Genomic DNA, 13888 nt, shown 5'->3' with positions numbered 1-13888 from the left:
GGTGAACGACCGACAGGAGCCGTACGACCCGTACGCCTCACAGGAGCAGCAGCTCATCGGCTACGACCCGTACGGGCAGCCGGTGTACGGCCAGGCGCCCGCGCAGCAGTACGAGCAGCAGTACGGCTACGACCAGCAGGGCTACGGCCGGCAGCCGCAGCAGGCGTACCACCAGCAGCCGCAGCAGCCGGCCGCCCCGGCGTACGGGCAGCAGGAGTACACCCAGGCCCCCACCTACGGGTACGAAACGCAGCACCCGCAGCAGGCCCAGCAGTGGATCCCCCAGCAGGCCGCCCCCGAGCCCCCGGCCCCCGCCCGCGCCCCCGCGGCAGAGCCGGAGCCGCCGCGCCCCGACCGGATCCCCGAACCGCGCCGGCCCGAGGGCGGGCCGTCCGACCCGGACTACCGCACCGAGCAGTTCGCCTTCATCGACCAGCCGGACGACGACTCCGAAGACGTCATCGACTGGCTCAAGTTCACCGAGAGCCGCACCGAGCGCCGCGAGGAGGCCCGCCGCCGCGGCCGCAACCGCGTGGTCGCGCTCCTCGTCGTCCTCGCCCTCTTCGTCGTCGGTGGCGTCGGCTACCTCTGGTACGCGGGCAAGCTGCCGTTCCTCGACGGCCCCGGGCAGAAGAAGGCCGGCGCGGCAGCAGCCGGGGCGCAGAAGCGCGACATGATCGCCGTCCACCTGTACAACACCAAGAAGGGCGGCACCTCCACGGCGCTGCTCGTCGACAACGTCACCACCGGGAAGGGCGCCACCGTCCTGCTGCCGAACGCGCTGGGCGTCCCGAAGGACGACGGCACCGGCACGACCCTCGGCAAGGCGGTCGAGGAAGGCGGCGGCGGAGTACGGGACTCCCTCGACTCGGTGCTCGGCACCCACATCGGCGGCACCTGGCGCCTGGACACCCCCTTCCTGGAGAACCTGGTCGAGCTGGTCGGCGGCATCGAGATCGACACCGACACCGCGATCCCGGCCGACGACGCCGCCAAGACCCCGGCCGTGGGGCAGGGCGCCAAGCAGCACCTCAGCGGTGCGATGGCCGTCGCGTACGCCACCCACCGCGCCCAGGGCGAGCCCGAGGCCAAGCAGCTGGACCGCTTCGGCAAGGTGCTCTACGGGGTGCTGCGCAAGGTCCCCGGCGACCCGAAGTCGGCGACCGTCACCGTCGAGAGCATGGGCCAGATCCTCGACCCCTCCCTGAACGCCCAGACCCTCGGCACCCTGCTGTCCAAGCTCGGCGAGCACGCCAAGGAAGGCGCGTACCGCACGGACGCCCTCGCGGTGAAGCCCGACGGCGCGCTCACCGACGACGCCAACAAGAACGTCGTCAAGGAGGTGCTCGGCGGCAGCTTCACGGCGGCACAGGCCGGCGCCGCGCCCCGCGTCGGACTCAAGGACGCCACCGGTGACGACAAGACGCAGATCGCGGCGAAGGCGGCGCTGCTGAACGGCGGCTACACCTTCGTGGACGGCGGCAAGGCCGACAAGACCCAGTCCACCACGCAGATCACGTACCAGGACGAGGCGCAGCGGGCCAAGGCGGTCGACGTCGCCAAGACGCTGGGCCTGCCCGAGACCGTCGTGAAGAAGGGCGAGAACGCCGTGAACGCCGACATCGTGGTGACCCTGGGCAAGGACTACAAGCCGTCCTGACCCGTCCTGACCAGGCCATCGGCAGGTGCCCGGCCCGCGCGGGACGTTCCGCGCGGGCGGGGTCGGCGGTACATGAGACCCTTGTAAGGATCTGCCCGCCAACCCGAAAGCATGGCCAGTGACCGCCACGGACCGCTCCATCGAGCTCATCACCGCCGCCGCCCAGGCCGCGGCCGACCGGCTCGCGCACGACATCATCGCGTACGACGTCAGCGACGTGCTGTCGATCACCGACGCCTTCCTGCTCGCCTCGGCGCCCAACGACCGCCAGGTCAAGTCGATCGTCGACGAGATCGAGGAGCGCCTGCTCAAGGACCTCGGCGCCAAGCCGGTGCGCCGCGAGGGCGACCGCGACGCCCGCTGGATCCTGCTCGACTACATCGACATCGTCGTCCACGTTCAGCACAGCGAGGAGCGGGTCTTCTACGCGCTGGAGCGCCTGTGGAAGGACTGCCCCGAGATCGAGCTGCCCGAGGACGCCAAGCTCACCAAGGGCAAGGCGGAGGAGCACGCCAAGCTGCGCGAGGCGGCGGGCGACGACGACCTGGACGGTGATCTGTTCTGAGCACGACCGCCCTCCGGAAGACCGGCCGGAAGATCGTCCTCTGGCGACACGGCCAGACGTCGTGGAACCTGGAGCGCCGCTTCCAGGGCTCCACGGACATCGAGCTGACCGAGACGGGTGTGGCGCAGGCGCGCCGCGCCGCCCGGCTGCTCGCCTCCCTGAAGCCGGACGCCATCGTGGCCTCCGACCTGCGGCGGGCCTCCGCCACTGCAGCCGAACTGGGCGCGGTCACGGGCCTGCCCGTGGCGCAGGACGCCGCGCTGCGCGAGACGTACGCCGGTGAGTGGCAGGGCCTCACGCACGACGAGATCATCGAGAAGTACGGCGAGCAGTACGCGGCGTGGAAGCGCGGCGAGCCCGTCCGCCGCGGCGGCGGCGAACTGGAGACCGAGGTCGCCGACCGCGCGGCGCCGGTGGTGCTGGAGCACGCCGGCCGGCTGCCGGAGAACGGCACGCTCGTCGTGGTCAGCCACGGCGGCACCATCCGTACGACCATCGGCCGGCTGCTGGGCCTGGAGGCGTACGCCTGGGAGAGCCTGGGCGGGCTCTCCAACTGCTGTTGGTCCGTCCTCGGCGAGGGCGCGCGCGGCTGGCGTCTGATGGAGCACAATGCCGGCACGCTGCCGGAACCGGTGCTCGGCGACGACGACTGAGCCCGCCTCAGGGCGGCTCCCACCCGGATTTCACTTTCCGGCTGGTCACAGGCTAGAGTTCTTCTTGTTCGCAGCGCAGAACACCGGAAACGGGGGGAGCGCAGCGGAGAGCGGGGCTATAGCTCAGTTGGTAGAGCGCCTGCATGGCATGCAGGAGGTCAGGAGTTCAATTCTCCTTAGCTCCACAATCAGGATCCCGTCCCCAACAGGGGGCGGGATCCTTCCGTTTGTACCTTCGGCGCCTGCTGACCTGCCCCGCACCCGCGTGGCAGAATCGGAACGCCGGAGGGGGAGTCGACGGCCCGATGCGGGAGGGAGTCGCTGACGGATGGGTGCACACCGGCGGCGGTGCGACTGGTGCAACAACGGCACGCCGATCGTGCGGGACATGGACCCGGTCAACCCCGACTACCAGTACTGGTGCGAGGAATGCGCGCGGGCGCTGATCATAAAAGGCGACCCGATCGAGACGTACCGCGAGCTGGAAGGGGAGCCGATCTACGGCCGCCTACTCGACGAGCACTGCACGCTCAAGCGGTTCTACCAGTTCGCCAGGGCGTAGGGCCGCGGCAGGGAACGGGCATGGCCGATGGGGCCGCAGATCGGGCGAACCGGGCGAAGCGCATCGCCCGGAAACCGATTTTTGGACCTGGGCCATGACCGTGTAATGTTCTCGATGTCGCCAGGGGGAACCGGCAAGGGAAACCGAGAAGGGGCCCGGCGGCAGAGAAGCAAGGGGCTATAGCTCAGTTGGTAGAGCGCCTGCATGGCATGCAGGAGGTCAGGAGTTCAATTCTCCTTAGCTCCACAGAAGAGAAGCGGGCCACCCGGATCGGGTGGCCCGCTTCTCGTTGTGCGGAACGGTCGAGCGGCGGTCGAGGCCGCTGCGGTACCCTGGCGCCATGCGTGCCGTACGCCTTCTGCTTACCGAGCCGCGCTGATCAGTACCGACCTTCGACACGGTCGGCATCGGCGCGGCGCCCCCTCCTGTGCGAGGGGTTTTTTCGTTTGGGCAGGCAGAGACGGCAGAGACGATCGATGGAGCTTCAGAAATCATGAGCGAGACGAACACCCCGGCCGAGGCGGCCGAGGCGCACCGTTACACGGCTGCCATGGCCGCCGACATCGAGGCACGCTGGCAGGACGTATGGGACGCGGAGGGCACCTACGAGGCCCCGAACCCGACCGGTGACCTGGCCGGGGCCGAGTCCGCCGAGGCGGCGGCGGTCGTCGCGCGGCCCAAGAAGTTCATCATGGACATGTTCCCTTACCCCTCCGGTGCGGGCCTGCACGTCGGTCACCCGCTGGGGTACATCGCCACCGACGTCTTCGCCCGCCACCAGCGGATGAGCGGCCACAACGTCCTGCACACCCTGGGCTTCGACGCCTTCGGCCTGCCGGCCGAGCAGTACGCCGTGCAGACCGGCACGCACCCGCGCGTCTCCACCGAGGCGAACATCGAGAACATGAAGGTCCAGCTGCGCCGCCTGGGCCTGGGCCACGACAAGCGCCGCTCGTTCGCGACGATCGACCCGGACTACTACAAGTGGACCCAGTGGATCTTCCTGCAGATCTACAACTCCTGGTACGACGCGGACGCGGCCAAGGCCCGTCCGATCGCCGAGCTGGTCGCCGCCTTCGAGGACGGCTCCCGTGAGGTCCCCGGCGGCCGTTCCTGGGCCGAGCTGACCGCGGGCGAGCGGGCCGACGCACTGAACGAGCACCGGCTGGCGTACGCCTCCGACGCGCCCGTGAACTGGTGCCCCGGGCTGGGCACCGTACTGGCCAACGAGGAGGTCACCGCGGACGGCCGCTCCGAGCGCGGCAACTTCCCGGTCTTCAAGGCCAAGCTGAGCCAGTGGAACATGCGCATCACCGCTTACGCGGACCGCCTGCTGGACGACCTGGACGCGCTGGACTGGCCCGAGGCCATCAAGCTGCAGCAGCGCAACTGGATCGGCCGCAGCGAGGGCGCGCGCGTCGACTTCGCGGTCGGCGACGACGCCATCACCGTGTTCACCACGCGTCCCGACACCCTGTTCGGCGCCACCTACATGGTGCTGGCGCCCGAGCACGCGCTGGTCGAGAAGATCGTCCCGGCCGAGTGGCCCGAGGGCACGCACCAGGTGTGGACCGGCGGCGCCGCCACCCCCGGCGAGGCCGTGGACGCGTACCGCAAGCAGGCCGCCGCGAAGTCGGACGTCGAGCGCCAGGCCGAGGCCAAGGACAAGACCGGTGTGTTCACCGGCGCGTACGCGACCAACCCGGTCAGCGGCGACCAGGTCCCCGTCTTCATCGCGGACTACGTGCTGATGGGCTACGGCACCGGGGCGATCATGGCCGTCCCGGCGCACGACAGCCGCGACTTCGAGTTCGCCCGCGCCTTCGAACTGTCGATGCGCTGCGTCGTGGAGCCCTCGGACGACCGCGACGCCGACCCGGCGGAGTGGGAGGACGCGTTCTCCTCGTACGACGGCACCATCGTGAACTCGACGGGCGAGGGCGTCTCCCTGGACGGCCTGGGCGTCGTCGAGGCCAAGGCAGCCATCACGGCGTGGCTGGCCGAGCAGGGCATCGGTGAGGGGACGGTCAACTTCCGGCTGCGCGACTGGCTGTTCAGCCGCCAGCGCTACTGGGGCGAGCCCTTCCCGATCGTCTACGACGAGGACGGCGTCGCGCACCCGCTGCCCGAGTCGATGCTGCCGCTGGAACTGCCCGAGGTCGAGGACTACTCGCCGCGCACGTTCGAGCCGGACGACGCCGCCTCGAAGCCGGAGACCCCGCTGTCGCGGAACGCGGAGTGGGTCAACGTCGAGCTGGACCTGGGTGACGGGCGCGGGGTGCGCTCGTACCGCCGCGAGACCAACACCATGCCCAACTGGGCCGGTTCCTGCTGGTACGAGCTGCGCTACCTGGACCCCCACAACGCGTCGGCCCTGGTGGACCCGGCGATCGAGCAGTACTGGATGGGTCCGCGCGAGGACGCGCCGCACGGCGGCGTCGACCTGTACGTCGGCGGCGCCGAGCACGCGGTGCTGCACCTGCTGTACGCGCGCTTCTGGTCGAAGGTCCTGTTCGACCTGGGGCACGTCTCCTCGGCCGAGCCGTTCCACAAGCTGTTCAACCAGGGCATGATCCAGGCGTACGCCTACACCGACGCGCGCGGTGTGTACGTACCTGCGGCCGAGGTCGAGGAGCGCGACGGCGGCTACTTCTACCGGGGCGAGCCCGTCAAGCGCGAGCACGGCAAGATGGGCAAGTCCCTCAAGAACGCCGTCACGCCGGACGAGATCTGCGAGGAGTACGGCGCGGACACCCTGCGCCTGTACGAGATGGCGATGGGCCCGCTGGACGTCTCGCGTCCGTGGGACACCCGGGCCGTGGTGGGCCAGTACCGGCTGCTGCAGCGCCTGTGGCGCAACATCGTGGACGAGGAGACCGGTGCGGTCACCGTCGTCGACGCCGAGCCGGGCGAGGACACCCTGCGCGCGCTGCACAAGGCCATCGACGGGGCCGGCGCCGACATGGCCGGCCTGCGCTTCAACACGGCCATCGCGAAGATCACCGAGCTGAACAACGCGCTGACCAAGGCCGGCCGCCCGCTGGAGCGCTCGGTCGCGGAGCGGCTGGTCCTGCTGATCGCCCCGCTGGCCCCGCACATCGCGGAAGAGCTGTGGCACCGCCTGGGCCACCCCGACTCGGTGGTCCACCAGGACTTCCCGGTCGCGGACCCGGCGTACGTGGTGGACGAGAGCGTGACCTGCGTCGTCCAGATCAAGGGCAAGGTCAAGGCCCGCCTGGAGGTGCCGCCGACGATCTCCGAGGGTGACCTGGAGCAGCTGGCGCTGGCCGACGAGGCGGTCGTGGCGGCACTGGGCGGGGCCGAGATCCGCAAGGTGATCGTGCGCGCGCCGAAGCTGGTGAACATCGTCGTCTGAAGCGTCGCTCCCCCGATCTAGGGGGATTCCCGTACGGGCAGGTTGGGGGTTCGTTTGGAACCCCCAACCTGCCCGTGGCGTTTACCGTGGAAGGGACGGAAACGGCAGGGGAAGGGAGCCTCTCATGGAGGCGGGCGCGTTGATCATCATCTTTGCCCTGTTGGTGCTGTTCGCCTTCCTGGGGCTGGGGGCCTGGGCCACCGTGAAGGTGGTCGGGGCGGCGAAGCGCGGCGTGGACCGTACGATCACTCAGGCCCGCCGCACCGTGGAGGACACCGCGCTGAAGGCGAAGAGCTTCGGGCAGGTGGGTGTCACCGGGGCACTGGCACAGCTGCGGCTGGACCTGCGGACGTCCATGCGGGCCACGCAGCAGGCGCTGTACCAGGGGGTGCAGACGGACGCCTCGCTGAAGGAGTCGATCGGGCTGTTCGAGCGGCTGAGCGAGCACGGACACGAGCTGGACGACGAGCTGAAGCGGCTGGAGCAGGAGCCGGACCGCGGGCGGATCGCCGGCATGCTGCCCGACCTGAAGGAACGGACCGCCAAGATCACACAGGCGGCGGACTCGCTGCGGTGGGCCGCCCGCGACCGTGCCCGGCGCTTCGCCCAGGACGACCTGTCGGCGCTGTCGGCGCAGATCGAGGTCGAATCGGGTGCGCTGCGGGACTGGTCCCGGGAATCGGTGGACGACCTCGCGGCGGCGGCAGCGGCCTGGGACGCCCAACAGCCCCCGGCCGGGCACACCTCGCAGCCCCCGTCCGGGACCGCCGACCGCGCCCCGGAGCCCCCGTCGGCCCGCCCGGCGGCCCTGAACCCCACCCCCGCACCGACCCGCCACCCCTGGCAGAAGACCCCGAGGCCGGAAGCGACGACGTGAGCGGAAGGCCCGGGTCGGGCCAGAGGCCCGGCCCTGAAGCCCTGGGCTCCGGGCTCCGGGCTCCGGCCCTGCACCCCCGGGCACTGAGCCCTGGTCCTGAGCCCTGGCCCCGAGCCCCGGGCGCTGTGCCCTGGCCCCGCACCCCCGGGCGCTGAGCCCCGGGCGCTGAGGCCTCGTCCTGAGGCCTGGTCCCGAGCCCTGGTCCTGAGGCCTGGCTCCGAGCCCTGGTCCCGAGCCCTGGTCCCGAGCCCCGGGCGCTGAGCCCTGGTCCTGAGCCCTGGCTCCGAGCCCTGGTCCTGAGGCCTGGCGCTGAGCTTCGGCCCTGCACCCCCGGGCACTGAGCCGGACGGGGCCGTGCCTAGCGGCAGCCTGCGACACGTGGGCTCGGGTCGGTGGGCGACCGCCCGGGTAGCGGGTGCCCTCGGGTGCGGGCGCAGACGAGCGGCCGAGCACCTCCGGTGGCGCGGCAGGAGCGTGCCCGGCACCCCCCGCGCCGAGCCGCGGCCGGGCGCGCGGGCAGCCCGCGGCGGGCTGGGCAGCCACTCCGTCCACCCCCAGGCCAGGGGCTGGGCTGCCGTACCACCCCCACTGGCGGTAACCTCCGGCTCATGTCCCGCCATGTCGCGATCGTCACCGATTCCACGGCCTACCTGCCCCGACCGGCCATGACGCGGCACGGAATCACCTCCGTCCCGCTGACCGTGGTCCTCGGCGACGAGGCGCTTGAGGACGGCACCGAGATCTCGGCCCGCAGCCTCGCCCTGGCCCTGCAGAAGCGCCGCCCGGTCACCACGTCCCGCCCCAGCCCGGAGGAGTTCGTACGGGCCTACCAGGCAGCCGCGGAGGCCGGCGCTACCGGCATCGTCAGCCTGCACCTGTCCGCCGAGTTCTCCGGCACCTACGACGCCGCCGTGGTCGCCGCCAAGACCGCCCCGGTCCCCGTCCGCGTCGTCGACACCGGCATGGTCGCGATGGCCCTCGGGTTCTGCGCGCTCGCCGCCGCGGAAACGGCCGAAGCCGGCGGCTCCGTCGACGAGGCCGTGGCCGCCGCCGAGAAGCGCGCCGCGGACATGTCCGCGTACTTCTACGTCGACACGCTCGACTACCTGCGCCGCGGCGGCCGTATCGGGGCCGCCCAAGCACTCCTCGGCTCGGCCCTCGCCGTCAAGCCGTTGCTCACGCTGGAGGGCGGGCGGATCGAGATGCTGGAGAAGGTGCGTACGGCCTCCAAGGCCATCGCCCGCCTGGAGGAACTGGCCGTGGAACGCGCCGGGGCGGGCGGCGTCGACGTCGCCGTGCACCACCTCGCGGCCCCCGAACGGGCGGAAAAGCTCGCGGAGCGGCTGCGCGAGCGCATCCCCGGACTGGTCGAGCTCCACGTCAGCGAGGTCGGTGCGGTGATCGGCGCACACACGGGTCCGGGGCTGCTGGCGGCGGTCGTCTCCCCCCGCTGATCACCGGAAAGAGTGGCGGGGATATCCACAACGGCCGGGATATCCACCGGAATTGATAAATCCGAACTGCGGTCGGGATTCGTCCTTACCGTCGTGGCATGACTCTTCGTACACGCACTTCGCATTCCTCCGGAGCCACCGGCGGCCCCGGCCGCCTCCGCTTTTCCGACGGGCGGTTGCGCCACGGCAGGGGCCGCGCCCGCCCGCACCACCCCGAGCCCGCCGCGGTGCGCCGCCGGGCCGAAGCCCTGCTCGGCGGCAGCGGCCCGCCGCAGATCCCGTCACCGGAGCCCCCGCCTCAGTCCCCGTCACCGGAGGGGGCGCCGGGTCCGGGGGCGGCGATCCGGTCCGTGGCCGGTCCGCCGGGGGAGGTCCCGTTGGCCGGGGGGACCGCGCTCCGGCTCGCCGTGCGGGAGCGGCTGCCGCTCTGGCTACAGGCGCGCTGCGCGGTGGAGCCGCGCTCGGTGGCCGCCGGCGCGGTGGTGCTGGTCGCCGCGGTCGCCTTCGGGGCCCAGCAGTACTGGACGTCGAGGCCGCAGCCGGTGACCGCGCCCTCGGTGGTCACCCCGGCCTCGGCCGCGCCTCCCAGCCCCCCGGTCGCCTCCGGCGGAGCCGGCACGCGGATCGTCGTCGACATCAGCGGAAAGGTCCGTGACCCCGGCGTGCGGCGGCTGCCCACCGGCTCGCGGGTCGAGGACGCGCTGGCCGCCGCCGGGGGAGTGCGGCCCGGTACGGACACCACCGGGCTCAACCGGGCCCGGGTGCTGGTGGACGGCGAGCAGGTGGCGGTGGGTGCACCGGCGCAGCCCGCCCCGGGAGGCCCGGGCCCCGGTGGTGGTGCCGGGCCGCTCAGCCTCGGCACGGCCACCGTGGAGCAACTGGACGGCCTGCCCGGGGTCGGCCCGGTCCTCGCGCAGCACATCGTGGAGTTCCGGGCCGCCCGCGGCGGCTTCCGTTCGGTGGAGGAGCTCCGGCAGGTCGACGGCATCGGAGAGCGGCGGTTCGCCGACCTGCGCAAGCTGGTCAGGCCGTGAAGCGCCCCGAGGGGCCGGGCCCGGTGGATCTGCGCCTCGCGGTACCGGCATTGGCCGGCTGGGCGGCGGCCGCCCTCGCCCTCGGCGCACCCGCCGGCTGGACCGCCGCCGGGGCCGGGGCGGCGGTCCTCGGCGCGGGGCTGCTGCTCCTGGCCGGCTGCCGGCGTCCGCAGTCGCTGTGGCGGATCGGCACGGCGGGGGCCGCCGTCCTGCTCTGCGCGGCCGCTGGGGCCGGGGTGGCGGGCCTCCAACGGGCCGAGGCGCGGGCCGGTCCGGTCCTGGGGCTGGCCAGGGACCATGCCCGGGTCCTCGCCGAGCTCACCATCGGCTCCGACCCGCGGACGGCGCGCAGCGGTAGCGGCCCGCCCGTGGTGGTCCTGGACGCGGTGCTCGACCGGGTGACCGGACCCGATGGTGCGCAGACCCGGGTCGAGACCCCCGTACGGGTGCTGGCCGGGCATCCGCAGTGGGCCCGGCTCCAGCCGTCGACCCGGGTCGCGGTCGTCGCCCGGCTGGCCCCGGGCCGGTCCGGGGAGCGGGCCGTGGCGCTGCTCCGCCCGGCCGGGGACACCCCGCCGAGGGTGACCGGCGGACCCGGCACCGTCCAGCGGGCCGCCGGGAGGCTGCGGGCCGGGCTGCGCGAGGCCACCGAGGGGCTCGCGCCGGACGCCCGGGCCCTGCTGCCGGGGCTGGTGGTCGGGGACACCTCCCGGGTGCCGCCCGACCTGGACGAGGCGTTCCGGGCCACGGACCTGCTGCACCTCTTGGCCGTGTCCGGGTCCAACCTGACCGTGGTGCTGTTCCTGCTCATCGGCGCACCGGCCGCCGCGCAGCGCGCCGAGCGGGGCGGCCTCGCACCCCGCCTCGGGCTGTCCCTGCGGGCGACGGCCCTGTGCGGGACGGTGCTGACCCTGGCGTTCGTGGTCGTGTGCCGGCCGGAGCCGAGCGTGCTGCGGGCCGCGGCCTGTGGGGCGATCACCCTGCTGGCCATCGCCACCGGGCGGCGCAGATCCCTGATCCCCGCCCTGGCGGCCGCGGTGCTGCTGCTCGTGCTCTACGACCCGTGGCTCGCCCGCAGCCCCGGCTTCCTGCTCTCGGTCCTGGCCACCGGGTCGCTGCTCACGCTCGGCCCGCGCTGGAGCGAAGCCCTGCGCCACCGCGGGATGCGGCCCCGGCTCGCCGAGGCGCTGGCCGCCGCGGCGGCCGCGCAGGCGGTCTGTGCGCCGGTGGTCGCCGTTCTCTCGGCCCGGGTGAGCCTCGTGGCGGTGCCCTGCAACCTGCTCGCCGAACTCGCGGCCGGTCCCGCGACCGTGCTCGGCTTCGCCGTGCTCGCGGCGGCTCCGCTGTGCATGCCCGTCGCGGAGCTGCTCGCCCGGTGCGCGGGGGTGCCGGCCGGCTGGATCGCCGCGGTGGCCCGGGCCGGGGCGCGGCTGCCGGGCGCGGAGCTCGCCTGGCCGGGCGGGCTCACCGGGGGACTTCTGCTGGCCGCCGCCACCCTGGCCGTCGTGGGCATCGGCGCACGGCTCCGGCACCGGCCGTGGGTGTGCTCCGCACTGGCCGTACTGCTGCTCCTCGCGGTCCTGCGGCCGCCGCAGCTCACCCGTACGCTCACCCGCTGGCCGCCGCCCGACTGGAGCTACGTCCAGTGCGCGGTCGGCCAGGGCGACGCCGCCGTACTCGCCGCCGGCCCGGGCACGGCCGTCGTGGTGGACGCAGGTCCCGAACCGGGCCCGGTGGACGCGTGCCTGCACTCCTTGGGGGTGCGTCGGGTGCCGCTGCTCCTGCTGACGCACTTTCACGCAGACCACGTCGGCGGCCTGTCCGGGGTGCTGCACGACCGGACCGTGGGTGTGATTCAGACCACTACGCTGGAAGAGCCGCCCGCGCAGGCTGAGTTCGTCCGAAGGGCCGCGGCCGCGGCGCACGTTCCGGTCGTGGCGGCCTCGGCGGGCGAGCGGCGCCGTGCCGGGCCCCTGGAGTGGCAGGTGCTGTGGCCCGCGCCCGACGGCCCGCGGCCGCAGGGGCCCAACGACGCCAGCGTCGCCCTCCTGGTCCGCGGGGCGGGCCTGACCCTCCTGCTGCTCGGGGACCTCGAACCACCCTCGCAGGAAGCGCTTCTGAGGGCCCATCCGGAGCTGGGTCCGGTCGATGTCCTCAAGGTCGCCCACCACGGCTCGGCCCATCAGGACCCCGGCCTCCAGGCCCGGGTCCGGCCCCGTCTGGCGATCGTCCCGGTCGGCGAGGGCAACCGCTACGGGCACCCCGCTCCGGGCACCCTCGCGCACCTGCGGACCCTGGGCGCGACCGTGCTGCGCACCGACACCGACGGCTCGATCGCCGTCGCGGGGAGCGGCCCGCGGATGCGGGCCTTCCCCTCCCGCCGGCGGCGGCGCCGACACGGGCATACCGGACACGGTCTTTCTGTTTGCCCACAACCCGGCAGCATGATCGAATGCGTTTTCGCCAGAGCGGTACGCGTCCACACAGCACGGGGGTGCCCCAACCATGTTCAGTCGTCGAAGAGGGATGGAGACGGCCGGAAGCGCCGGTTCGCAGACGTCCGCCACACTGACGCTGCCTCATACGGCGCGGCTGCTCAGCTGTCGTGTCCTCGACACCGTCCACCAGCCGGTCCGACAGGCCAAGTTCGAGGTGACCGACCCGATCGGCCGGCGCATCGTCAGCGGCGAGACCGATCCGTACGGCGGCTTCACCGCGGCCGTCCCGGAGGGGGAGTACCGGCTCTCCGTCACCGCCGAGGGGTACGCGCCCTTCCACGGGGCGACGCTGGTGGGGGACCCGGCACAGCCCGGTACCGGCGAGATCGTCCTCGACGCCGTGGAACCGCCGCTGCTGCCGGCGCCCGGCCACTGGGAGCTCGACCCGACGCACTCGTCCATCGGCTTCACCGCCCAGCACATCGGCTTCGCCCGGATCCGCGGCCGGTTCAACACCTTTGCCGGCGCGGTGCGGATAGCCGACCGCATGGAGGACTCCTCCATGCACGTGATCATCGACGCGGCGAGCATCGACACCGGTGTGCGGATGCGGGACGACCACCTACGCTCCGCCGACTTCCTGGACGCGGCCCGGCATCCGACGGTCGAGTTCTACAGCGAGCGGTTCATCCACCGCAGCGGCAGCCGCTGGGCCGTCGCGGGCGCCCTCACCCTGCACGGGGTCAGCCGCTCGGTGACCCTGGACACCGAGTACCTGGGCCTCGGTACGGGGCTGGAGGGCGAACCGCGTGCGGCGTGCCGGGCGAGCGCCGAGCTGCACCGCGAGGACTTCGCCCTGAACTGGCAGTCCCTGCTGGCTCAAGGGATAGCGGCGCTCGGTTCGAGCGTGGAGGTCGTGCTGGACATCCAGATCGTGCACAAGGCGTAAGGCGCGCAAGGCGGGCCGGCGGGGCGCTACGGGGTCTCCAGCCAGCCCTCGTACTCGGAGGCGAGGCCGTCCAGCACGGTGGCGTCGAGCCGTTCCTGCGGGTCCTCGACGACCACCAGCCACTGGGCGTCCTCGGCGTCGTCCTCGCCGGCCAGAGCGTCGCGGACCAACTGCGGCTCCTCGGGGAGGCCGAAGCGGTCGACCGCCTCCCGGGCCACCTCCTCGGCGGCGTCGCGGTCGGGCAGGACCAGTACATGTCGCACGTTCACGCGGTCATTCTCGGGTACGGGGCGAGGGGGCCGCTGTGCGGGGGGCTGTCA

10 protein-coding genes, 2 tRNA genes and 1 pseudogene are annotated in these 13888 nt (G+C 72.9%); 12 read left to right on the top strand and 1 reads right to left on the bottom strand.

The window, feature by feature from the left end; translation table 11 throughout:
- Position 1: 1 nt before the first annotated feature.
- The 12 genes and pseudogenes from OHA65_RS13595 (at position 2) to OHA65_RS13540 (ending at position 13568) form a co-directional block, all read left to right on the top strand.
- On the top strand, positions 2-1660 hold the full coding sequence (locus OHA65_RS13595; RefSeq protein ID WP_328762739.1) for an LCP family protein: 1659 nt from the start codon (positions 2-4) through the stop codon (positions 1658-1660).
- Positions 1661-1778: 118 nt separating this feature from the next.
- Positions 1779-2225 carry a ribosome silencing factor gene (rsfS, locus tag OHA65_RS13590; protein ID WP_327283387.1) on the top strand — a complete coding sequence of 149 codons (447 nt, stop codon included), beginning with the start codon at positions 1779-1781 and terminating at the stop codon, positions 2223-2225.
- Positions 2222-2878 (top strand): histidine phosphatase family protein, encoded by a 657-nt coding sequence (locus OHA65_RS13585; protein ID WP_327285643.1) that lies wholly within the window; start codon positions 2222-2224, stop codon positions 2876-2878. Before rsfS ends, OHA65_RS13585 begins: the two co-directional genes overlap by 4 nt.
- Before the next feature lie 112 nt (positions 2879-2990).
- Positions 2991-3063, top strand: a tRNA-Ala gene (locus OHA65_RS13580).
- 143 nt (positions 3064-3206) lie between these two features.
- On the top strand, positions 3207-3440 hold the full coding sequence (locus OHA65_RS13575) for a hypothetical protein (protein ID WP_008738908.1): 234 nt from the start codon (positions 3207-3209) through the stop codon (positions 3438-3440).
- A 173-nt stretch (positions 3441-3613) separates the two neighbouring features.
- Positions 3614-3686: transfer RNA gene (locus tag OHA65_RS13570), tRNA-Ala, on the top strand.
- A 247-nt stretch (positions 3687-3933) separates the two neighbouring features.
- Entirely contained in the window at positions 3934-6816 is a 2883-nt protein-coding gene (gene leuS / locus OHA65_RS13565) for a leucine--tRNA ligase (protein WP_327283386.1), read from the top strand.
- A 124-nt stretch (positions 6817-6940) separates the two neighbouring features.
- A complete protein-coding gene (locus OHA65_RS13560) occupies positions 6941-7693 on the top strand; it encodes a hypothetical protein (RefSeq protein WP_327283385.1) in 753 nt (250 codons plus the stop codon).
- Between the two features lie 608 nt (positions 7694-8301).
- Complete coding sequence (locus OHA65_RS13555) at positions 8302-9147, top strand: DegV family protein (protein WP_327283384.1); 846 nt, start codon at positions 8302-8304, stop codon at positions 9145-9147.
- 98 nt (positions 9148-9245) lie between these two features.
- The gene (locus OHA65_RS13550) at positions 9246-10181 is read left to right on the top strand and encodes a ComEA family DNA-binding protein (RefSeq protein WP_327283383.1); all 936 of its coding nucleotides are present in this window, start codon (positions 9246-9248) and stop codon (positions 10179-10181) included.
- Positions 10178-12550 (top strand): annotated as a pseudogene (locus OHA65_RS13545) (ComEC/Rec2 family competence protein); the annotation flags it as partial. The gene OHA65_RS13550 and the pseudogene OHA65_RS13545, both read left to right, overlap by 4 nt.
- A 157-nt stretch (positions 12551-12707) precedes the next feature.
- Positions 12708-13568 carry a YceI family protein gene (locus OHA65_RS13540; protein ID WP_327283382.1) on the top strand — a complete coding sequence of 287 codons (861 nt, stop codon included), beginning with the start codon at positions 12708-12710 and terminating at the stop codon, positions 13566-13568.
- Positions 13569-13594: 26 nt separating this feature from the next.
- Here the strand turns inward: OHA65_RS13540 and OHA65_RS13535 are convergent, their stop codons facing one another.
- Positions 13595-13837, bottom strand: a complete 243-nt coding sequence (locus tag OHA65_RS13535) for a hypothetical protein (protein WP_327283381.1) — start codon at positions 13835-13837, stop codon at positions 13595-13597.
- Positions 13838-13888 lie beyond the last annotated feature (51 nt).

The sequence above is a fragment of the Streptomyces sp. NBC_00045 genome, from assembly GCF_045041095.1.
Classification (GTDB): domain Bacteria; phylum Actinomycetota; class Actinomycetes; order Streptomycetales; family Streptomycetaceae; genus Streptomyces.
This window is presented reverse-complemented; position numbering and strand designations above follow the sequence as displayed.